General features: G+C 61.9%; 18 protein-coding genes and 1 tRNA gene. 13 read left to right on the plus strand and 6 right to left on the minus strand.

What is annotated here, in order from left to right:
• The first annotated feature begins 53 nt into the window (after positions 1–53).
• Both BM408_RS18700 and BM408_RS18705 read left to right on the plus strand, forming a co-directional pair.
• Positions 54–128: transfer RNA gene (locus tag BM408_RS18700), tRNA-Arg, on the plus strand.
• A 495-nt stretch (positions 129–623) separates the two neighbouring features.
• On the plus strand, positions 624–1,895 hold the full coding sequence (locus BM408_RS18705; protein ID WP_092131796.1) for a ComEC/Rec2 family competence protein: 1,272 nt from the start codon (positions 624–626) through the stop codon (positions 1,893–1,895).
• Positions 1,896–2,873: 978 nt separating this feature from the next.
• Here BM408_RS18705 and BM408_RS18710 read toward each other — a convergent pair.
• Genes BM408_RS18710 through hutC form a run of 5 tightly spaced genes read right to left on the minus strand, consistent with a single transcriptional unit; the run spans position 2,874 to position 7,554 of the window.
• Positions 2,874–4,256: a formimidoylglutamate deiminase gene (locus tag BM408_RS18710; RefSeq protein ID WP_092131798.1), complete on the minus strand. Its 1,383-nt coding sequence runs from the start codon at positions 4,254–4,256 to the stop codon at positions 2,874–2,876.
• Positions 4,246–5,061: an N-formylglutamate deformylase gene (gene hutG / locus BM408_RS18715; protein WP_092131799.1), complete on the minus strand. Its 816-nt coding sequence runs from the start codon at positions 5,059–5,061 to the stop codon at positions 4,246–4,248. Before hutG ends, BM408_RS18710 begins: the two co-directional genes overlap by 11 nt.
• Positions 5,058–6,272, minus strand: a complete 1,215-nt coding sequence (gene hutI / locus BM408_RS18720; protein WP_092131801.1) for an imidazolonepropionase — start codon at positions 6,270–6,272, stop codon at positions 5,058–5,060. Before hutI ends, hutG begins: the two co-directional genes overlap by 4 nt.
• The gene (locus BM408_RS18725; protein WP_092131803.1) at positions 6,269–6,847 is read right to left on the minus strand and encodes a HutD/Ves family protein; all 579 of its coding nucleotides are present in this window, start codon (positions 6,845–6,847) and stop codon (positions 6,269–6,271) included. Before BM408_RS18725 ends, hutI begins: the two co-directional genes overlap by 4 nt.
• Complete coding sequence (gene hutC, locus BM408_RS18730; protein WP_092131804.1) at positions 6,844–7,554, minus strand: histidine utilization repressor; 711 nt, start codon at positions 7,552–7,554, stop codon at positions 6,844–6,846. The genes BM408_RS18725 and hutC overlap by 4 nt, the downstream gene beginning before the upstream one ends.
• Before the next feature lie 240 nt (positions 7,555–7,794).
• Here hutC and hutU point away from each other — a divergent pair, with 240 nt between their 5' ends.
• The 8 genes from hutU to BM408_RS18770 are packed head-to-tail and all read left to right on the plus strand — an operon-like array spanning position 7,795 to position 16,538.
• A complete protein-coding gene (gene hutU, locus BM408_RS18735; RefSeq protein WP_092131806.1) occupies positions 7,795–9,501 on the plus strand; it encodes a urocanate hydratase in 1,707 nt (568 codons plus the stop codon).
• A 5-nt stretch (positions 9,502–9,506) separates the two neighbouring features.
• Positions 9,507–10,526, plus strand: coding sequence for an ornithine cyclodeaminase family protein (locus tag BM408_RS18740; RefSeq protein WP_092131807.1), 1,020 nt, complete (start codon positions 9,507–9,509; stop codon positions 10,524–10,526).
• Between the two features lie 23 nt (positions 10,527–10,549).
• Complete coding sequence (locus BM408_RS18745; protein WP_254774880.1) at positions 10,550–11,377, plus strand: phosphate/phosphite/phosphonate ABC transporter substrate-binding protein; 828 nt, start codon at positions 10,550–10,552, stop codon at positions 11,375–11,377.
• Positions 11,377–12,348 carry a Bug family tripartite tricarboxylate transporter substrate binding protein gene (locus tag BM408_RS18750; RefSeq protein WP_092131810.1) on the plus strand — a complete coding sequence of 324 codons (972 nt, stop codon included), beginning with the start codon at positions 11,377–11,379 and terminating at the stop codon, positions 12,346–12,348. Before BM408_RS18745 ends, BM408_RS18750 begins: the two co-directional genes overlap by 1 nt.
• Positions 12,349–12,389: 41 nt before the next feature.
• Complete coding sequence (gene hutH, locus BM408_RS18755) at positions 12,390–13,934, plus strand: histidine ammonia-lyase (RefSeq protein ID WP_092131812.1); 1,545 nt, start codon at positions 12,390–12,392, stop codon at positions 13,932–13,934.
• 52 nt (positions 13,935–13,986) lie between these two features.
• Positions 13,987–14,940, plus strand: a complete 954-nt coding sequence (locus BM408_RS18760; RefSeq protein WP_092131814.1) for an ABC transporter substrate-binding protein — start codon at positions 13,987–13,989, stop codon at positions 14,938–14,940.
• A 12-nt stretch (positions 14,941–14,952) separates the two neighbouring features.
• Positions 14,953–15,732, plus strand: a complete 780-nt coding sequence (locus BM408_RS18765) for an ABC transporter permease (RefSeq protein ID WP_092131816.1) — start codon at positions 14,953–14,955, stop codon at positions 15,730–15,732.
• Positions 15,729–16,538 (plus strand): ABC transporter ATP-binding protein, encoded by an 810-nt coding sequence (locus BM408_RS18770; RefSeq protein ID WP_092131817.1) that lies wholly within the window; start codon positions 15,729–15,731, stop codon positions 16,536–16,538. The genes BM408_RS18765 and BM408_RS18770 overlap by 4 nt, the downstream gene beginning before the upstream one ends.
• Positions 16,539–16,547: 9 nt before the next feature.
• On the opposite strand, the gene BM408_RS18775 is transcribed toward BM408_RS18770, so the two are convergent.
• Complete coding sequence (locus BM408_RS18775; RefSeq protein ID WP_092132039.1) at positions 16,548–17,510, minus strand: YeiH family protein; 963 nt, start codon at positions 17,508–17,510, stop codon at positions 16,548–16,550.
• 370 nt (positions 17,511–17,880) lie between these two features.
• Between BM408_RS18775 and BM408_RS18780 the strand changes: the two genes are divergently transcribed.
• The 3 genes from BM408_RS18780 (at position 17,881) to BM408_RS18790 (ending at position 20,959) form a co-directional block, all read left to right on the plus strand.
• Complete coding sequence (locus BM408_RS18780; protein ID WP_092132041.1) at positions 17,881–18,762, plus strand: glycine betaine ABC transporter substrate-binding protein; 882 nt, start codon at positions 17,881–17,883, stop codon at positions 18,760–18,762.
• A 62-nt stretch (positions 18,763–18,824) separates the two neighbouring features.
• Positions 18,825–20,339, plus strand: a complete 1,515-nt coding sequence (gene hutH / locus BM408_RS18785) for an HAL/PAL/TAL family ammonia-lyase (RefSeq protein ID WP_092131819.1) — start codon at positions 18,825–18,827, stop codon at positions 20,337–20,339.
• Positions 20,336–20,959: an ABC transporter permease gene (locus BM408_RS18790; RefSeq protein ID WP_092131820.1), complete on the plus strand. Its 624-nt coding sequence runs from the start codon at positions 20,336–20,338 to the stop codon at positions 20,957–20,959. The genes hutH (BM408_RS18785) and BM408_RS18790 overlap by 4 nt, the downstream gene beginning before the upstream one ends.
• Positions 20,960–20,964: the final 5 nt, after the last annotated feature.

Genomic DNA, 20,964 nt, shown 5'->3' on the forward strand with positions numbered 1-20,964 from the left:
GCTCAAAAGTGTCATTCGCCACCGAATACAATTGCAGCTTCTCCTAGAGACGTGCCGCCATAGTTCAATGGATAGAACGAGTGCCTCCTAAGCGCTAGATACAGGTTCGATTCCTGTTGGTGGTACCAGATATTGGGCTAATGAGTCCCAATTTCACTTCTTCCGCTCTGATACCCGTAGCTTCATGGCTACTGCCCCGCAGGAGACGGATACCGCACAGGTTTAAGCACGAACTCCTCTGCTCCTTTCGAGCTTCGGAGCGGTAGGCCGACAATACCGCGGCGGAAATCATGACGTTCAGGCTCTTGCGCCCACACGTAAGCCTTCGCGGTCTTGTGTTCTTCGTTTAACTGACTGATGCAGTTTCCGAACAGCACGACGTCAACGCGAAGTGGGGCCGTAGCCAGTAACGCCTAGAGCTCCCTCGTAAGCTCAGATGGTAAGTATGCGCACCCCTTGCCTAAGTCTGATTTCGCCTAAGCGCCAAATTTTTCGCTCTCTATCAGGCCGGCAAAATCGAAGGATCAGTGCCGTTGTTTTTTGCATGTGATCAGGTCCTCTCTTTAGGGGTTGATGAGATACCCCGATATCTTCACAATGCCAATTGAGATCAAGTCCGCCATATGAACTACAACGAGAGTTCCAGAATGCCCCCCAAAAAAGAAGAGCTCGCCCTGTATTGCAAATTGGAACAGCTATTTGCATTCACCGATTTTGAAGAACCCACACCTTGCATTCGATTTATAGGAGTCAGAGACGAAGACTTTAACGAGCAGTCTTTCACGCAAGGATCAGACGGCGTTGCGACGTTCGTCGTGGACGTGGACGCTTCAACTTCCAAGGCGCCGGAAAGTACGGAACCGAGCCGAGGGCAAAGCAACCCAAACTCTGATTTGCTTCAAATCGACTGGAATAAGTTCTGCGAGACGCCAGAAGATTGCAAGACATGTACAGAAGCGAGCGGGCTCTGGTACAAAATAACCTATAACATTGACCCGCGAGGATCCAGCTCAACTTACGCCACCTTCGGAGCGACGGCGGGCACGACACAGAGCATCCAGGTTCTTGCGATCTCCTCTCTTCCAGGTCCTACCCCAGCGCCGTTTCGCCCCTATACGCGTCGGCCTGACTCAGCCTTGCAACGTACATACTCCCTGCTTGCATTTGAGGTGGGCCAGGGCATGTGCAACCTTATCTGTAGCGACGTTGATGGCTATATTTTTGATGCTGGCGCTGGTACGCCAATCACTAAGGCCAAGTACGTCAGTGGCTTCATGCGACATGACCTCCATGACCAAATACAGCGACTACCTGAAGCCGTTGAGTTTTTCTTGTCCCACGGCGACCAGGATCATTGGAGAATGCTGGCATGGGATGACCGGTTGATAAACAAAATATCCATCTTTGTCGTACCGAGCGGGATGAAATCCATTGCCTTTTTTGACGTCAAAGTGAAACCGCGCGTCCGTGAACTCTCCAGCCATTTGCCGAAATGGCAACTTGCGCCTCAAACCTATTTAAGCGTATACAGAACCCGACCACCGCAGAAGACGTCCAACAACGATGGTCTCATTGCTGTTTTTGAGAGGGACGGGGAAAAAGCCATTCTTCCCGGAGATTGCACGTACAAGGAGATGCGAAAAGACCTCGACCCAGGGGTGAGCAATCTTCCCTCCAACGTCTATAAGGCTGTTGTAGTGCCTCATCACGGCGACAAGGAAAGCAGCTACGACGTACCTCCATCGCAAGCAAACGGAATAGCCTTCTTTTCCGCAGGCAATCACCCAACATTTAACCATCCTCGACCAGAATCAGAGGCCGCGCACAAAATCAGTGGTTTCTCAAACCACGTCAATAAAATTCCGGCCCATATCCAAAAAATAGTGCTTTTGTGATGACGCGTCCTCAAAGCGAACGGATTCAGAGGTGAATACGCTCTAGAACCTCACGGAGCACCGCTTGAATAGCCTTATCCGGGAAATTTTTATCAGCCGCTGCTGATAGCGGAAAGGCTTCTTGTGCGTTTTTTCAGTATCAACACCACTCCGGGATAGGTCCGCTCGTTGTATAGGCTTTTCAACGAGCGCGCTTTCTCGGAAAAGCGTACGCAATTGCAGCCGGTCGAATTTCCTTCTGAATTCGTGCAATCCAACGCTGCAGAATCATGTCCAGATTTTCGCCTCGCTTGAGGTGCTCCGACAGGGTTAATGAGTTTATTGAGGGAACACAGATTGTTAGCGCCAGACGGTGATTAGCCTCGCTTTTGACTAGGCTCCCTGCATCCCGCCAAGCTCCGAGAGCACCTTTCCTGACATTGGCCAAGTCATCACTAACCCGGTATCCCAAAGGTTGCCATGCTTGCTTGGCCTCTATGGCAAATTGCGCTTTCCCGTTCCGGCTTGCTATGTAAAGGTCACATCTGCCTGACCTATGCGTAATCTTTCCTGTATCTGGATCTGTTACGTCGCCGGTCTTATTCGTCGAAAACTCCTCCAAAGCGATCCAGCCGGACGTAGCCCAAGCTGCGGCTGCCAGCACGCTCAGCGACGCGCGTTCGTTGTACCAGTAACAAGCGTCGCTTGGATCGTGGTCACAGAACCTAGCGACCATTTCCCCCCACTTGGTGAGGACTGGGGTCAATCCTCTAAGCGAATTATTCGATTTAGCGTGTCTTGTTTTAATCAGTCCTGACTTCATTTCACTCCCTGAGCTCAACATAGTTGAATCTTCGAACCGAGGTCATCCACTGATAATTTCACCGACCAATCGTTAGTTGCTGGACTCTCCACTCCGACACAAAGCCTCGCTCGAAACTCAAACGCACCCAAGACAGCTTCTGATGCCGAAGAACATGCCTCGGCGATCAAGCCTTGTTAGTTCAACCACAACTCCCGCATGGCCCGGCGAAATACCTCTGCCAGCTCTGGAGCCATCGCCTGATCCCCCGCCACAAACACCTCGCCAAACGCCACACCCGGGCTGGAAAACACCAGCGCGTCCAGCGCATGCCCTGGCGGCACACCCAGCAGCGCGGGCGATTCCATATCCACTGTCACAAAATCCGCGCGATGGCCGGGCACCAGGCCGCCTTGCATCTGGCCGGTGGCCGGGAGGCCGCCTGCCAGCGCGGCCTCGAACAAGCCTGCGGCGCTGCTCTCTTGCTCCAGGATGCGCGCCGCGATGTTGCGCTGGCGCAGCGTGAGGCGTTGTGAGTATTCCAGCAGGCGCAGCTCTTCGGGCCAGCTACGGGTGACGTGGCTGTCTGAGCCTATGGACCACTTGCCGCCTGCAGCCGCGTAGGCTGGCAAGTCAAACACGCCGTCGCCCAGATTCGCTTCTGTCGCGGGGCAGATCACGATGGATGCACCCTTGCCCTGCACACCTTGCAGCTCGGCCGGCGTGGCATGGGTGGCGTGCACCAGGTTCCAGCGGGCATCGACGTCGGCATGGTTCAGCAGCCATTCAATCGGGCGCTGGCCGGTGTGCGCCAGGCAATCGTCGACTTCCTGCGTCTGCTCTGCGATGTGGATGTGCACCGGCAGGCCGGCCGCCTTGGCGGCGCCTGTGAGTTCGTGGATCGCAGCCGGGCTGGCGGCGCGCAGTGAATGCACGGCCACGCCGGCGTTAATGCGCGCATCGCCCCTGGTTTGGCGTTGGATATCTTCGACCATGCGCATCACACTCTCTGGCGTGGACGAAAATCGGCGCTGGTCTTCACGCAGGCCGGTGGCCTTGAAGCCCGATCGCATATAGAGCGTGGGCAGCAGGGTGAGGCCGATGCCGGTGCGCTGCGCCGCGCGCACCAGGGCCAGCGACATCTCGATCGGGTTGGCGTAGGGTGCGCCGCTGATGTCGTTGTGCAAGTAGTGGAAATCGCAAACCTGCGTGTAGCCGCCGGCCAGCAGCTCGGCATAGAGCTGGCCGGCAATCGCCTCAAGCTGTTCGGGTGTGATGCGGTTGGCCGCGGTGTACATGCGGTCGCGCCAGCTCCAGAAATCGTCGGACGCATGCGCGCCAGCGCTGCGGCGCTCCGTCAAACCCGCCATGGCGCGCTGAAAAGCATGGCTGTGCGCATTGACCAGGCCGGGCAGCACCGGACCGGACAAGCGAGTGGCGCCTTCCTGCTGCTGCGCGGTGGCGTTGGGCTCCACGCTGTGCCAGGCGCCATTGCCGGCGACTGTCAGCAGGACGTCTTTGGCCCAAGCGCCCTGCACCCAGGCCGCTTCCGCGAAAAATTTCTTTGCTTCACTTTTCATAGCTGCTCACGCACGCTTGTAGCGCATCGGAGACCATTTTCTCCAGCAAAGGCTGCACCTTGGCCGCCAGCGCCTCGTCATACGCATAAGGCTGCACTTCCTGCATGTAAAGGCTCTGGCACATCTCCAGCTGGATCGCATGCACATGGCTGGCCGGCTGGCCGTAGTGGCGTGTGATGTAGCCGCCCTTGAAGCGGCCATTGACGGCGGTGGTGATGTGAGGTGCGGTGGCGCAGGCCTGCACCACGGCGGCGGTGATGGCTTCATTCGCGCTCGCACCGCTGGCGGTGCCGATATTGAGATCGGGCAGCTTGCCTTCAAACAACCAGGGGATTTGTGAACGGATGCTGTGTGCGTCCCACAGCAAGGCAAAGCCGTGCTGTGCTTTGAGCCGCGCAAGCTCACCGGCCAGCGCCGAGTGATAAGGCTGCCAGTAAGCCTCGCGGCGCCGTGCACGCTCTTCGGGAGCGGGCTCATGGCCTGCCTTGTAGAGCGGTTCGCCGCTGAAGAAGCGCGTAGGGCACAGCTCGGTGTTGGACGCACCCGGGTACATAGGCGCATCGTCGGGTGGGCGGTTCAGATCGATCACATAACGCGAATAACGTGGCCGCAACACGCTGGCGCCCAATGCGGGCAAAAAGTTGTAGAGCAGGTGCAGATGCCAGTCGGTGTCTTCAACCCGCAGGGCTTCGTCCGTGTAGCCATCTTTGAGTTTGGCCGGAATCTCTGTGCCGATGTGCGGCATGCTGACCAGCAGCGGCACCGCTCCCTTGTGCAGGGTGAAAACTTCGTTGATATCACTCATGTGATCTGGCCCTTGAAAACAGTTTGGAGGCGCGGGTTTGCGCCAATGGCGTAGCTCAGCTCCGCCGGTCGCTCCACGCCCCACAGCACAAAGTCAGCCCGCATGCCGGCGGCCAGCACACCGCGGTCGCGCAGGCCCAGCGCCGTAGCCGCATGGCGCGTGACACCGGCCAGCGCCTCTTCCGGCGTCAAACGAAACAGCGTGCACGCCATGTTGAGCATCAGCAACAGGGAGGTACAGGGCGAACTCCCCGGATTGCAGTCGGTGGAGATTGCCATCGGCACGCCGTGTTCACGCAGCAGTGCCATGGGTGGCAATTTGGTTTCGCGCAAAAAATAAAACGCGCCTGGCAGCAACACTGCCACCGACCCAGCCGCCGCCATGGCTTGTGCACCTTCGGCCGACAGCCACTCCAGGTGGTCGCAGCTGAGCGCGCCATAACGCGCCGCCAGCTGTGCACCGCCGCTGTCGCTGAGCTGCTCGGCATGCAGCTTGACCGGAATGCCCAAAGCCTTGGCCGCGGCGAAAACGCGTTCGGTCTGCGCGGTGCTGAAGGCAATGCGCTCGCAGAAGGCATCGACGGCATCAACCAGCCCTTCGGCATGCAGCACCGGCATCATCTCCAGTACGGCATCCACATACGCATCGGTGCGGCCGGCAAATTCGGCCGGCACGGCATGCGCGCCCAAAAAGGTAGTGCGAATGTCCACAGCATGGCTTTGCCCCAGCTTGCGCGCCACCGACAGCGTCTTGCGTTCATGCTCCAGCGCCAGACCGTAACCGGACTTGATCTCGAGCGTGGTCACGCCTTCCGCGATCAGGCGCTGCAACCGGGCTGCGCTTTGCGTCTGTAGTTGCTGCGCAGTGGCAGAGCGGGTCGCCTTCACGGTCGAGGCGATGCCGCCGCCGGCACGGGCGATCTCTTCATAAGTCGCGCCGTTGAGCCGCAATTCGAATTCATGGGCGCGGTCGCCGCCATACACAAGATGGGTGTGGCAATCGATCAAGCCGGGCGTAATCAACGCTCCGCCCGCATCATGCCGCGCGGTGCACCGGGCCAGAAGGTCTGCGGGCGCATCGGCACGCGAACCCACCCAGACGATGAACTCACCCTCCACTATCAGCGCAGCGTCTTCAATCAGCCCATAAGGCTGTGCGGCGCCGGCCTGCATCGTGGCCGCACGGCAGTTGCTCCACAGTTGCAGACTCATGCAGGTATCTCCATCCAGAGGGCGCCGTGCGCGGCGACGCGCACCGCGGCGCCGCCCGTCACCGTGCGCCAGGCCAGGCAGGCGGGCTCCAGCGTCAAAACTTCTTCATCAAACAGCACGGTCGCTCCCGACTGATGGGCATAGACGGCTATTGTTTTCACGGCATGCAGGGTTTCCGAGAATTTCCCCTCCACACGCAGCATGCGCGAAGGCTCTTTGCCCCGGCGCACCATCAGGTTGAAATCGCGCGTCTTGCCGTCGATCAACTCGCAGTCGGTGGTGGCGGCGCCATCGAAATACAGCGGCGCATCGCCGGCCGTCACGCGGTGCGGCACACCCGCCACATCCAGCTGCACGCCAGCGCCTTCCAGCACGGCAAACCAGCGCTCTATGCCTTCGAACTTCGAGAAAGGCCCGCTCTTGTCCACATCGGCCACCGACATGCGCCAGGCCCAGTCGCCCGCATCCGGCCACATGGCCAGCTCACGCGTCACCCCGCCGCCGTTGCGCCAGGGCGTTGCGGGGACGTCGGCCAGACGCACGACATTCCAGCCGGAGCTGTTTGAAGACGTCATGCCTGAAACTTTCCGGCAAAGCTGTAGCGGGAGCCCGGGTACACCAGGCGCGCCACGCTGGCGATGTTGCTGCCGCTCACCGTGCGCCGCATCATGGCCAGGCAAGCTTCCGTGGGTTTGATGTCCAGGTGCTTGGCTTCCAGCGCGGAAGGCAGGCAGGCCTCAATCGAATAGCTGGCCTCGGTCAGCGGCGCCTGTTCCAGCAAATGGTGGGTGGGGGTGGTCTGTGTGAAATCGATTTTCAGGTAGTCGGGGGCGGCTGCCGGGTTCACATAGCGGTCTTCATACTGAATCGGCACGCCGTTTTCCAGATGAATCAAGATGGTGTGAAACACCCGCCCGCCGGGCCGCAGGCCCAGGGTGCGCGCCAGGTCGGCGCTGGCTTTTTCAGATTCGGCTAGCAGCACACGCGAGGTATGCACATGCCCGCGCTCGGCCACTTCCTCATGAATGTCACGAATGGTAAGTGTGGACGAAATGCGGTGCAGCTCCGCCACAAAGGTGCCGGAGCCCTGCACGCGTGTGACCATGCCCTCGTCCATCAGCTCACGCAATGCCCGGTTGGCGGTCATGCGGCTGACACCGAACTGCTCCATCAGCACGGCTTCACTGGGCACCGGGTCGCCGGGCTTCCAGGTGCCGGCGCTGATGCGTTTCTTGATGAATGCCTTGACTTGACCGTAGGCAGGCAGTGGTGTGGTGGCCATGGTTCAGCGCAGTGTCCGCGTGTGTAAGAAAAAAACATTGTCACCGCAAAAGCCGGCCTGGCAAGCCTGAACCATCGACAGGCGATCAGTGAATTGGCTGGCTTCTGCGTACAAACCATAGATTACCGCAGTTGACACAAGTTGTATAGACAACTACGATTTATCCCCATCGCCGGTTCATTCTTTTTTTCGGCGTTGTTTGACCTCTTGTGAATTACCGCCCACTTCCGGAGCAGCCTCATGTCCGATCTTTCCCAAACCCCTTTTCTAGACAGCAAAGCCCGCCCCGTGCGCGCGCCGCGCGGCAGTACCCTCACCTGCGCCAACTGGCAGATCGAGGCAGCCTACCGCATGATCCAGAACAACCTGGACCCGGAAGTCGCCGAAAACCCCGACGAGCTCGTGGTCTACGGCGGCATCGGCAAAGCCGCCCGCAACTGGCCGGCGTTTGACGCCATCCTCGACTCCCTGCGCAAGCTCAAGGCCGACGAAACCCTGCTGGTGCAGTCGGGCAAGCCGGTGGGCGTGTTCCGCACCCATACGGGCGCGCCGCGCGTGCTGATCGCCAACTCCAACCTGGTGCCCAAGTGGGCGACCTGGGAACATTTCAATGAACTGGACCGCGCCGGCCTGATGATGTACGGCCAGATGACGGCCGGCAGCTGGATCTACATCGGCACCCAGGGCATCGTGCAAGGCACCTACGAAACCTTTGTGGAAGCAGGCCGCCAGCATTACAACGGCGACCTCTCGGGCCGCTGGGTATTGACCGCCGGCCTGGGCGGCATGGGCGGCGCACAGCCATTGGCCGCTACTTTTGCCGGCGCCTGCTCGCTCAATATCGAATGCCAGCAGTCCAGCATCGACTTCCGGCTGCGCACGCGCTACGTCGACAAGCAGGCCAAGAACCTTGACGAGGCGCTGGAGATGATCAAGCACCACACTTCGCGCAAAGAGGCTGTGTCCATTGCCTTGTGTGGCAACGCGGCCGAAATCGTCCCCGAGCTGGTCAAGCGCGCCAAGGCCGGCGGCATTCGCCCCGACATCGTGACCGACCAGACCTCGGCCCACGACATCATCAATGGCTACCTTCCTGCGGGCTGGTCCGTCGACCAATGGAAGGCCGCGCAAAAAGACCCGGCCCAGCACGCCGCGCTGACAAAAGCCGCCGGCGAATCCTGCGTGGCCCACGTCAAAGCCATGCTGGCCTTCCATGAAATGGGCATCCCCACGGTGGACTACGGCAACAACCTGCGCCAGGTTGCCAAGGATTTCGGTGTCGACAACGCTTTTGACTACCCCGGTTTTGTACCGGCTTATATCCGGCCGCTGTTCTGCCGCGGCGTGGGCCCCTTCCGCTGGGTGGCGCTTTCGGGCGACCCGGAAGACATCAAAAAGACTGACGCGAAGATGAAAGAGCTCTTCCCGGACAACAAGCACCTGCACCGCTGGCTGGACATGGCCGAAGAGCGCATCGCCTTCCAGGGCCTGCCCGCACGCATCTGCTGGATAGGCCTGGGCGAGCGCCACCTGGCGGGCCTGGCCTTCAACGAAATGGTCAAGAACGGCGAACTCAAGGGCCCCATCGTGATCGGCCGCGACCACCTGGACAGCGGCTCCGTCGCCTCGCCCAACCGCGAAACCGAAGCGATGAAAGACGGCAGCGATGCCGTGAGCGACTGGCCGCTGCTCAACGCACTGCTCAACACCGCCAGCGGCGCAACCTGGGTCAGCCTGCACCACGGTGGCGGCGTCGGCATGGGTTACTCGCAACATTCGGGCGTCGTCATCGTGTGTGACGGCACCGCCGATGCAGCGGACAAGCTGGGCCGCGTGCTCTTTAACGACCCGGCCACCGGCGTGATGCGTCATGCCGATGCGGGTTATGACATCGCCAAACAAAGCGCCAAAGACAACGGGCTGAACCTGCCCATGATGGGAAGCTGAAACACATGTCCGATAGCAATAGCACCGCCGAGATCCATCTCACCTACCTGAACCACCCCGATGTGCAGGCGCTGGCCCTGACTGACGCCGAGATCATCGCCGCCGTCGAGCAGGCCCTGCATGCGCAGGGCAACAAGCAGACCACCATCGAGCCGCGCATGCACCTGGTGCCGGAAAAAGACTACCCCGGCCATTTCAATGTGCTGCGCGGCTACATCCGGCCGCTGGGCCTGGCCGGCGTGAAGGTGGTGGGCGACTTCTACAAGAACTACGAGCAGGGCCTGCCTTCGGAACTGGCCGTACTCAATCTGTTTGACCCCAAGAACGGCTCACCGATCGCCATCATCGACGCTTCGGACATCACCGACATGCGCACCGGCGCCATCACCGCGCTGGGCGCCAAGCACCTGGCGCGCAAGAACTCGAAGATCCTGGGCCACATCGGCGCGCGCGGCACCTCGTACTGGAACGTGCGCCTGCTCGACTCGATCTACAACTTCGACGAGATCCGCGTGCATTCACGCCGGCCTGAAAGCCGCAACGCCTTTGCCGCCAAACTTGAAAAAGACCTGGGGAAAAAAATTACGGTCACCGAAGACTGGGAATCCTGCGTGCGCGGCGCCGACATTGTGGTCGAAGCCTCGCGCCTGGAAAAACCCACGCCCATGCTCAAGACCGAGTGGATCAAAAAAGGCGCATGCGTGATTCCCTACGGCACCATGAGCGCGGTGGAGCTTTCGCTCACCGACATCATGGACAAGATGGTGATGGACGACTGGGGCCAGGCCAAGGCCGGCCCGCTGGGTGCGCTGCGCGCCCATGTGGATGCCGGCAAGCTGTCGGAAGCCACGCTGCACGCCGAACTCGGCCAGATCGTCGCGGGCCTCAAGCCCGGGCGTGAAAGCGATGACGAGACCAATCTGTTCTGGCACCGCGGCCTCTCGCTGTCAGACATCGCGCTGGGCGCCTTCATGCTGGAGAAAGCCAAACGCATGGGCCTGGGTCAAAAGCTGCGCTTCCGCTAAGACAGGCCAAAATGGTGCACGCCGTGAATTCGCCACAAGCTGCGCAGGCGCTGGTCGCTAATGCCCGCATGTACTCGGCCACGCCCTCGGTCAAGGCCGACTGGAAGGCCTTGCTGGCCTGGGTGCTGGCGCGTGCCGGCTTGCCCTGGGACCTGATCGACTACGACGCACCCGCGCCGCTGTCGGTGCTGTGGGCACGCAATGACCTGGGCCTGGCGATGATGTGCGGCCTGCCGTTTGCACAGCGCGGTGTGCAGCCCACGCTGGTCGCCGCGCCGATACCTTCGCCGGCCCGCTACGGCGGCAAACCGGTGTACTTCACTGACATCGTGGTGCGCAGCGACGCGCCATACCGCACGCTGGAAGACACTTTTGGCGGCGTGATCGGCTACACACTGGCCGACTCCATGTCGGGCGGCGTCGCGCTGCGCCATCACCTGGCGCCTTATCGCCAGGCGAAAGGCTCTCGTCTGTACCGCAAGGCCGTGGGCGAACTCATCAATGCACGCGGTGTGATCACCGCCCTGGCCGATGGCCGTATCGATGCCGGCCCGCTGGACAGCTATTACCACGACTTGCTGAAAGCGCATGACCCGGCCTTTGCCGCGCAGGTGCGCACCATTGCCAGCACCGCAGCATTGCCGATTCCGCCGCTGGTGGCCACGGCTGATCTGCCTCACGAAGTGTTGACGCGCGTGCGTGCCGCACTGCTGGCAACCGCCACCGCACCCGAGTTGGTGCCGTTGATGCAGCGCTTGCTGCTCGCGGGCTTTGCTTTTCCCGACCCTGCGACCTACCTGCCGCTGGCCGCGATGGATGGCGGGCCTGCACCTGCACTGGATGACATCTGATGAAGCTGCTGTTCTCACGGTCTGCGTTTCTGGTCTTGCTGCTCGCTGCCGCTTCATTCGACGTCGCCGCACAGACTTACCCGACCAAACCCCTGCACGTCATCGCGCCTTTCCCGCCCGGCGGGCCTGTCGACGTGCTGGGCCGTGTGCTGGCGCAAGGCCTGTCAGACGCCATGGGCCAGCCCGCCATCGTCGAGAACAAGGTGGGTGCCGCCGGCAACATCGGCATTGAACAAGCGGCCAAAGCCGCACCCGACGGCTACACGATGGCCATCGTTCCGCTGGGCAATATCGCGGTCAACCCGGCCCTCTACCCCAACCTGCCCTACAAGACTTCAGACCTCGCACCGGTCACCATGCTGGCCACGGTTGAAAACGTGCTGGTGGTGAATGCCGCCGTGCCGGCCCGCTCCGTCAAGGAACTGCTGGCGCTGGCCGCACAAAAGCCCGGCAGCATCAGTTTTGCCTCCCCGGGCGCGGGCAGCCAGGCGCACCTGGCCGGCGAGTTGATGGGCCTCAATGGCGGCGTGCAGCTGCTGCACGTGCCTTACAAGGGCATAGGCCCGGCGCTCAATGATTTGCTGGGCGGCCAGGTCAGCATGATGTTTGCGCAGATGTCTTCGGTGTTGCCCCATATCAAGAGCGGCAAGCTGCGCGCACTCGGCGTGGCCAGCCTCAAGCGTTCGCCCGTCATGCCCGACACGCCCACCATTGCCGAGCAGGGCCTGCCCCGCTTCGAGGCCGTGTCCTGGTATGCGCTGATGGTGCCGGCCGGCACGCCGCGCGCGGTCGTCGACAAACTCAACGCGGAGACCGGCAAGCTCTTCGCAACACCCGCCCTCAAGGAAAAGCTGGCCGCACTCGGCATGGACGCCGCGACCGGCAGACCCTCGGAGCTGGCTGCAGCCATCCAGGCGGACACCCAGCGCTGGACCGACGTGATCCGGCAGAAAAACATCAAACCCGAATAACAACGCTCATCCATAGCGATCTTTTTCTTCAGACAACCACCATGACCCTCACCATCCAACCCGGCCAGCTCACCCTGGCTCAGCTGCGCGACATCCACACCAGCCACAAAACGCTGGCCATCGACCCATCGGCCACTGCCGGCATACGCGCCAGCGCCGCCCTGGTGCAAAAGGCCGCGCAGGGCGGAGACGCCGTGTATGGCGTCAACACCGGCTTCGGCAAGTTGGCCAACCAGCGCATCGCGCAGGCCGACCTTGAAACGCTGCAACTGAACCTGCTGCGCTCGCACGCCGTGGGCGTGGGCGAGCCCATGCCCGAGCGCGTGGTGCGCCTGGTGCTGCTGCTCAAGGCGGCGAGCCTGGCGCGCGGCTTCTCGGGCGTGCGTGAAGTTGTCATCGACACGCTGATGGCGCTTTACAACAAAGGCCTCACACCGGTGATCCCTTGCCAGGGTTCGGTGGGCGCGTCGGGTGACCTCGCGCCGCTGGCCCATCTGTGCCTGCCGATGATTGGCGAAGGCGAGGTCTTCTACCAGGGCAAACGCATGGCCGCGGACTATGCGCTCAAGCAAGCTTCCATCACACCGGTGAAGCTGTCGGCCAAGGAAGGCCTGGCGCTGATCAACGGCACGCAGGTCTCGACAGCGCTGGCGCTGGACGCTTTGCTCGCCACCGACCGCCTGTTTGAAGCGGCCGTGATCTCGGGCGCCGTCACGCTGGACGCCGCGCGCGGCAGCGACGGCCCGTTCGATCCGCGCATCCATGCGGTGCGCGGCCAGCCCGGTCAGATCGATTGCGCCGCCGCTTACCGCGCCATCATGGTGGGCAGCGAAATCCGCCGCTCGCACCTGGAAGGCGACGACCGTGTGCAGGACCCCTACTGCCTGCGCTGCCAGCCTCAGGTCATGGGCGCCTGCCTGGACCAGATGCGTTACGCCACGCAGGTGTTGATGCGTGAAGCCAATGCCGTGACCGACAACCCGTTGGTGTTTGCCGATGACGCAACGCTGCTGTCGGGAGGCAACTTCCACGCAGAGCCCGTTGCGCTGGCTTGCGATGCACTGGCCGTGGCCATTGCCGAGATCGGTGCGATCACCGAGCGCCGCATCGCCATGCTGGTCGACACCGTGGCCTCGCGCCTGCCGGCTTTCCTCACACCCGAGCCGGGCCTGAACTCCGGCTTCATGATCGTGCACGTCACGGCCGCCGCGCTGGCCTCTGAAAACAAATCGCTGGCCCACCCGGCCAGTGTGGACAGTCTGCCGACCTCGGCCAACCAGGAAGATCATGTGAGCATGGCCACCTTCGCGGCACGCCGACTGCAGCCCATGCTGCGCAACACCGAATACATCGTGGCGATTGAGCTGCTGGCCGCCGCGCAGGGCATTGAATTTTTGCGGCCGCTCAAGAGCTCTGCCGTGCTGGAAGGCGTGTTGCAACTGGTGCGCCAGGCCTCGCCGGCCATGATGCATGACCGCAGCCTGGCGCCCGACATGGAGAAGGTGCACCAATTGGTGGCGGGTGGGCGTATTGGCCTGGCCGGAGAAGCACAAATCACCGAGTTAACCGCCTTGCGGCTGGCATGAAGCCTGCATACATTAGCGGTATCCAAACCGCTATCCCTACAGGAGCATCTTCATGAAGTCATCACTTGCCATCTCCCTGCTGGCCGCCGCGTCCGCTCTCACCATGGGTGCCCACGCACAAGAGACCAAGGTCGCCGTCGGCATCTCCGGCTGGACGGGTTTTGCCCCGCTGACCCTGGCCAAGGAAGCCGGCATCTTCAAGAAAAACGGGCTCGATGTCTCCATCAAGAAGATTCCGCAAAAAGACCGCCACCTGGCGATCGCCTCGGGTGACGTGCAGTGCGCCGCCACCACGGTCGAAACCTGGGTGGTGTGGAATGCCAACGGCGTGGCCACCACGCAAATCTTCCAGCTCGACAAGAGCTATGGCGCCGATGGCATGGTGGTGAAACCCGCCATCACCAAAATCACCGACCTCAAAGGCAAGACGGTAGCCGCAAGCGCGCCCGGTACTTCGCCTTACTTCGCCCTGGCCTGGATGCTGAAGAAAAACGGCATGAGCACCAAGGATGTGAAGGTCGTCAACCTTGAACCGCAAGCTGCGGCCAACGCCATGATTGCGGGCACCGATGGCGTGGATGCCGCCATGACCTATGAGCCTTACCTGGGCGCGGTGCGTGCCAAGCCAGAGGCCGGCAAGATCATCGCCACCACGCTGGACTACCCCATGGTGATGGACACCTTCGGCTGCACGCCCAAGTTCCTGAGCGAAAACCCGAAGGCCGCCAAGGCCCTGGCCGACAGCTACTTCGACGCTGTCGAGATGATCCAGAAAGAACCCAAGAAAAGCTTCGAGATCATGGGCGCCGATGTGAAGCAGACCGGCGAAGCCTTTGAAGCCTCGTCCAAATACCTGCGCTGGCAAGACCGCGCGGCCAACCAGAAATTCTTTGCCGGCGAACATGCCGCCTTCAGCAAGGAAGCGGCTGACCTGCTGATGGAAGCCGGCATCATCAAGTCGTTGCCGGACATGACCAAGCTCGCCGACACGCGATTCCTGAAGTAAGCCAGTAAACGCATGCGGCCATTGCAACCCGTATCCCCTGGCGCACGCATCGCGCTGGGTGTGAGCTTTTTTATCCTCTTCTTTGTGGTGTGGGCCATCTTCACGCTGGGCGGCTATGTCTCCAAGACATTCCTGGCCGATCCGATCACCATGGTGAAGTCGGGCTACGACCTGCTGGCCAACCAGGGCTTTATCAAGGACATCGGCATGACGGTGTGGCGGGTGCTGGGCGGCTTTGCGATTGCCGCTTTGCTGGCCGTGCCGCTGGGCGTGATGATGGGCGCCTACAAACCGGTCGAAGCCTTCTTTGAGCCCTTTGTCAGTTTTGCGCGCTACCTGCCGGCCTCGGCGTTCATCCCGCTGCTGATTCTGTGGGCCGGGATTGGCGAAGCACAAAAACTGGCCGTGATTTTTATCGGCTCCTTCTTCCAGCTGGTGCTGATGATTGCGGTGAGTGTGGGCAACACCCGGCGCGACCTGGTCGAGGCGGCCTACACACTGGGCGCGGCCGACCGCGGCATTGTCATTCGTGTGCTGCTGCCCAGTGCCGCGCCCGAGATTGCCGAAACCCTGCGCATGGTGTTGGGCTGGGCCTGGACTTATGTGATCGTCGCCGAGCTGATTGGCGCATCGAGCGGCATCGGTCACATGATCACCGACAGTCAGGCGCTGCTGGCAACCGACCAGATCATCTTCGGCATCATCGTGATTGGCGTTTTCGGTCTCGTGACGGACTTGGCCTTCAAAGCACTCAATCGCAAACTTTTCCCCTGGGCTCAGTTAGGCCGATGACTTCTTCTATTAACCCAATCCTGACCGTCACCCAGCTGTCGAAAACCTTCGCCGCCAACAAGGGGCCAGGCACGGTGGCCCTGCAAGCCACCGACCTGAGTGTCGCGGAAAACGACTTCATCACCATCCTCGGCCCCTCGGGCTGCGGCAAGTCCACCCTGCTGCGCATGGTGGCCGGGCTGGATACGCCCACCAGCGGCACCATCGTGCTGGACGGCAAACCCATCACCGGCCCGGGCGCAGACCGCGGCATGGTGTTCCAGAGCTACACGCTTTTCCCCTGGCTCACCATTCTGCAAAACGTCTGCTTTGGCTTGCGCGAAAAAGGCATGGCGCTGGACGCGCAGCTGGATATTGCCCATCAGTTCATCAAGAAGGTGGGCTTACAGGGGTTTGAGAATCACTTTCCCAAGCAGCTCTCCGGCGGCATGCAGCAGCGCACCGCGCTGGCGCGCGCGCTGGCCAATGACCCGCGCATCCTGCTGATGGACGAGCCCTTCGGCGCGCTGGACCATCAAACGCGCGAGCTGATGCAGGAATTGCTGCAAGGCATCTGGGAAGCCGAGCAAAAGACCGTGCTCTTTGTGACGCACGATATCGACGAAGCCATCTTTATGGGCAACCGTGTGGTGGTGATGAGCGCGCGGCCGGGCCGCATCAAGTGCGACATCCCGGTGCCGCTGGCGCATCCGCGCCACTACTCGGTCAAGACGACGCCGGTGTTCACCGAGCTCAAGGCGCGATTGACCGAAGAGATTCGCCTCGAAGTGCACAAGGCGGCGGGCCTGCAAGCCCCGGCCGCCTGAATCACGGCTCTAAAGCCCCAGCTTCAAAACCATCACGGCCGCCAGCACCAGCGAGGCGATAAAAACCGTCTCGCCCACCAGCATGGCCACCGGTTGCCAGCCCAGCTTCATCAGGTCTTCAAAACTGGTCTTGATGCCGGCGGCTGCAATCGCCGTCACCAGCAGCCAGCGTGAGGTGTCACTGGCTATCTGGACCATGGCGGGCGTGAAAGCGCCAATGGTGGCCAGCAGCACCAGCACGATAAAGGCCAAAAGGAAGCCGGGCACCAGCGGAACTTCTTCGTCCACCGTTTTGGCATCGGGATGGTTGCGGTAGCTGACGGCGATCAGCAGCACGATGGGCATCAGCAGCATCACACGAAACAGCTTGACCACGGTGGCGGTGTCGCCCACCTCGGGGCCCAGCATCATGCCGGCTGCCACCACTTGCGCCACATCGTGAATCGTGCCGCCCAGAAAGATGCCGCCCTGCGCCGGCTCCAGGCCGATCAGCTTGAGGGCGAATGGATAAAGAATCATGCTCAGCGTGGAGAGCACCGTGACGCCCACCACAGCCAGCAAGGTGAATCGCTCGTTCTCTTTGGTCTGCGGCAACACGGATGAAATCGCCAGCGCGGCCGACGCACCGCAAATCGCCACTGCGCCGCCCGACAGCACACCCTCTTCCCGCGGGCGCTTGAGCCACTTCGCCAGCAGCAGGCCAAACACGATGGTGAGCGCCACCGCGACCACGATCACCAGCGCCGTCTCGACGCCAAGTTTCGCGACCTGCGTCAGCGTGATGCGCGCGCCCAGCAGCGCCACGCCCACACGCAGCAGGACGCGGCCGCAAAAATCCACCCCGGGTTTGACCTTGGGGTTGCTGTTGAGGAAGTGAAAGGCCAGGCCGATCAGCAAGGCGTACAGCAGCTGGGGCCCGCCGTAGTGCTCCGACAAGAAGGTCGCTGCCAGGGCGATAACCACACACACCATGGCGCCGGGCACGCTGGCTTTCAGAACGGAAACAGAAGGGAGAAAGGACACTGCGGATCAGGACCGGAAAGACCGGCGAATAGGCACCGGCGGCAAGGCCTCCGGAAGGGTTTTGATTATGCGAAAAACAGGTATCGCCGGGTGATTTTCCGTCTTGCACACGCTATTTCCATATGCTACTATTATTAGGTTGTATATACAAGTTGGTGCATCAGGCGCTTCACAAAAGCACCAGGATGGATCTTTCGGAAGGCGCCCACAAGGCCGATCAGGGGTCAATTTCCGGCACGGGATGTGCATGCATCAAGCCAGAAAACGTCGTTTCAGTTTCCCTGCCGCAGCCGCTGCGCAGCCCTCATCGGAGATCATCATGAAAATTCGCAAACTTCTGGCCCTGTCCGCTCTCGCGCTGGCCGCCGTCGCTCCACTCGCCACCCAGGCCCAGCAGGCCGTGCGCGTCGGCTCCAAAAATTTCACCGAGCAGTTTGTACTGGCCGAGATCTATGCCCAGGCTCTCGAAGCCGCCGGCATCAAGACCGAGAAAAAGCTCAACCTGGGCGGCACGCTGATTGCCCAGAAGGCGATGGAAGAAAAGCAGATCGACTTCTACCCCGAGTACACCGGCACCATGCTGCTGGCCGTGCTGAAGCAAGAGCCCATGACCGACGCCAAGGCCGTGTACGACAAGGTCAAGGAAGGCTACGCCAAGATGGGCTTTGTGGTGCTCAACCAGTCCAACCTGAACAACGGTTATGTGATGGTGGTGCGTGCCGACACGGCGCAAAAGCTCAAACTTGAAACCCTGTCGGACCTGGCCAAGGTCGCCAAAGACCTGAAGGTCGGCGCCGGGCCTGAATTCCGCGACCGCAAGGACGGCCTGCCAGGCCTCAAAGCCAAGTACGACATCGTCTTCGGCGAAGACCTGCAAATGGCCATCGGCCTGCGCTACCAGGCGCTGCGCAACGACCAGATCCAGGTCGTCAACGGCTACTCTACCGACGGCATGATCAGCGCGCTCAAACTCAAACGCCTGCGTGACGACAAGAGCCTGTGGCCGCCCTACTTCGTGGTGCCCGTGATCCGCAAGGAAGTGCTGGACGCCAACCCCAAGGTCGGTGAAGTGCTCAACCGCGTGAGCGCCCTGCTCGACGAAGCCACCATGGCCCAGATGAACTACCAGGTCGACGGCGACAAGCTCGAACCCAAAGACGTGGCGCGCGACTTCCTCAAGGCCAAGGGCCTGGTCAAGTAAACAAGTTCCTCTTCACTCCCTCCCTTTCTGTTTCGCCTTATCACCGTGAAAGCTGGCACGCCATGACGTTAGAGGTCGGGGAGCAATGGCTGGGCATCAACGACCTGGTGCGCGTGGCGCGCGCCGGCGAATCCGTATCGCTGGCGCCCGCCGCACGTGAGCGCGTCATCGCCGCGCGCGAGCTGGTGATGAAGCTGGCCACCTCGGGCCAGCCGATTTACGGCCTCAACTCCGCACTGGGCGCCAACACTGGCGCCGTGCTGGCCGAAGGCGACCTGGAGGGCTACCAGCGCCGCGCCGTGCGCGCCCGGGCTGTGGCCGTGGGCCCGGCTTATGACAAAACTTCTGTGCGCGCGATGCAGTTTGCGCGCATCGCCGGCTTTTCGCGCGGCGGCTCGGGCATCTCGCCCGGCGTGCTCGACGCCTGCATCAATTTGCTGAACTTCCAGGTGCACCCTGTCGTGCCGCGTTTTGGCTCCATCGGCGTGGCTGACTTGCCGCAGCTTTCGCACCTGGCCTTACCGCTGTTCGGCGAAGGCCTGGCCGAAGTGCGTGGCGAAGTTTTAAGCGGCAGCGCAGCGCTTGAGCGCGCCGGGCTTGAGCCCGTCACCTTGGGCGCCAAGGACGGCCTGGCGTTGATCAGCTCCAACGCGGCCACCACGGCGCGCGCCGCACTCGTATTGCATGACGTGAATGTGGCGCTTGACGCCTGGCTGGCCGCTGTGGCGCTGGGTTATGAAGGCTTCAGGGCCAACCTCTCGCCGCTGCACCCCGGTGCGGTGGCCGCACGGCCCGCCGCCGGCCAGGTTGAGGTAGCGCGCCAGCTGCGCGAGTTGCTCAAAGGCAGCGCCCTGCTTGAACCAGGCGCCGCGCGCCGCGTGCAAGACCCGGTGTCGACACGCGTTGTGCCGCAGGTGCACGGCGCCGCGCGCGACATGGTGGATGCCGCCTGCGCGCAGGTCGAGATCGAACTCAACAGCGCGGCCGACAGCCCGCTGGTGCTGGCTGAAGATGGGTTGATGCTGTCCAACGGCAACTTCCATGTGCCGGCATTGGCCCTGGCGCTGGACGCCTCAGCCATTGCGCTGGCGCAGGCGGCCAGCATGTCGGTGTCTCGCAGCCAGCGCTTTATGTCGCCGTCGCTCACCGGCCTGCCGCTGCAGCTCACGCGCCACGGCCCGGCCCATTCGGGTTTCGCGACGGTGCAAAAGACCCTGACTGCACTCTGGGCCGAGGTGCGCCAGCGCGCCAACCCCGGCTCGCTGGACTACCTGCCGGTGTCTGAAGCGCTGGAAGACCATGCCTGCATGGCGCTGGGCGTGGCCGAAAAACTCGGCGAGCTGGTGGAGCGCGTGCGCTACCTGATCGCCATCGAATTGCTGGTCTCCGCGCAGGCGGTGGATTTGCGCGAGCTGGACACCGCCCAGATGGGTGAAGGCACACGCCGCACCTTTGCGCAGGTGCGCAAGCTGGTGCCCATGCTGGACGAAGACCGCCCGCTGGGCCCGGACATCGACCGCATCCAGAGCGCCATCGCCGCCGGCGTGTTTGACCTTGAGGCAAAGGGCGCCGCATGACCTGGTTTCTGCGCAACTGGCCCGACGTGCTGCGCTCGCTGTGGGAGCACATCGCGATTTCCTTAACCGCGCTGGTTATTGCCTTCGCGATCTCGCTGGTCATCGGCATCGTGGCGGCGCGGCGCGAAAAGCTCTACGGCGCGGTCATGACCATCTCGGGCCTGCTGTACACCATCCCGACGCTGGCTTTCCTTGCTTTTTTGATTCCCGTGGTCGGCCTGGGCCGCACCAACGCCATCATCACCATGGTGGCCTTCTCGCTGATGATCCTGATCCGCAGCGTGGCCACCGGCATTCGCGAGGTGCCGGCCGACATCATTGACGCGGCGCGCGGCATGGGCATGAACCAGGCGCAGATCATGCGCCGCATCGAGCTGCCGCTGGCTCTGCCGCTCATCGTGGCAGGCCTGCGCGTCTCGGCTGTCACCGTGATCAGCGTAACGGTGGTGGCCGCGTATGTGAATGCGGGCGGGCTGGGCACGCTGATCTTCAACGGCATTGCCAGCGACCACCCGGCCAAGATCTGGACCGGCGCGCTCACCGTTTGCCTGCTGTCCGTCATCGTTGACATGGGCCTGGCCCTGCTGGAGCGGCGGCTGAAAAACCGGCGCGCCGCCTGAAACCC

This window comes from Polaromonas sp. YR568 (assembly GCF_900116715.1).
Taxonomy (GTDB): Bacteria; Pseudomonadota; Gammaproteobacteria; order Burkholderiales; family Burkholderiaceae_C; genus Polaromonas.

Excerpts from the sequence above, each read along its gene's own strand:
- BM408_RS18790 (WP_092131820.1), top strand. The coding sequence starts at position 20,336 with ATGACCTGGTTTCTGCGCAACTGGCCCGACGTGCTGCGCTCGCTGTGG.
- BM408_RS18710 (WP_092131798.1), bottom strand. The coding sequence starts at position 4,256 with ATGAAAAGTGAAGCAAAGAAATTTTTCGCGGAAGCGGCCTGGGTGCAG.
- hutH (WP_092131812.1), top strand. The coding sequence starts at position 12,390 with ATGACCCTCACCATCCAACCCGGCCAGCTCACCCTGGCTCAGCTGCGC.
- hutC (WP_092131804.1), bottom strand. The coding sequence starts at position 7,554 with ATGGCCACCACACCACTGCCTGCCTACGGTCAAGTCAAGGCATTCATC.
- BM408_RS18725 (WP_092131803.1), bottom strand. The coding sequence starts at position 6,847 with ATGACGTCTTCAAACAGCTCCGGCTGGAATGTCGTGCGTCTGGCCGAC.
- BM408_RS18740 (WP_092131807.1), top strand. The coding sequence starts at position 9,507 with ATGTCCGATAGCAATAGCACCGCCGAGATCCATCTCACCTACCTGAAC.
- BM408_RS18775 (WP_092132039.1), bottom strand. The coding sequence starts at position 17,510 with ATGGTGTGTGTGGTTATCGCCCTGGCAGCGACCTTCTTGTCGGAGCAC.
- BM408_RS18760 (WP_092131814.1), top strand. The coding sequence starts at position 13,987 with ATGAAGTCATCACTTGCCATCTCCCTGCTGGCCGCCGCGTCCGCTCTC.
- hutH (WP_092131819.1), top strand. The coding sequence starts at position 18,825 with ATGACGTTAGAGGTCGGGGAGCAATGGCTGGGCATCAACGACCTGGTG.
- hutI (WP_092131801.1), bottom strand. The coding sequence starts at position 6,272 with ATGAGTCTGCAACTGTGGAGCAACTGCCGTGCGGCCACGATGCAGGCC.
- BM408_RS18705 (WP_092131796.1), top strand. The coding sequence starts at position 624 with ATGAACTACAACGAGAGTTCCAGAATGCCCCCCAAAAAAGAAGAGCTC.
- BM408_RS18750 (WP_092131810.1), top strand. The coding sequence starts at position 11,377 with ATGAAGCTGCTGTTCTCACGGTCTGCGTTTCTGGTCTTGCTGCTCGCT.
- BM408_RS18770 (WP_092131817.1), top strand. The coding sequence starts at position 15,729 with ATGACTTCTTCTATTAACCCAATCCTGACCGTCACCCAGCTGTCGAAA.
- hutG (WP_092131799.1), bottom strand. The coding sequence starts at position 5,061 with ATGAGTGATATCAACGAAGTTTTCACCCTGCACAAGGGAGCGGTGCCG.
- BM408_RS18765 (WP_092131816.1), top strand. The coding sequence starts at position 14,953 with ATGCGGCCATTGCAACCCGTATCCCCTGGCGCACGCATCGCGCTGGGT.
- hutU (WP_092131806.1), top strand. The coding sequence starts at position 7,795 with ATGTCCGATCTTTCCCAAACCCCTTTTCTAGACAGCAAAGCCCGCCCC.
- BM408_RS18780 (WP_092132041.1), top strand. The coding sequence starts at position 17,881 with ATGAAAATTCGCAAACTTCTGGCCCTGTCCGCTCTCGCGCTGGCCGCC.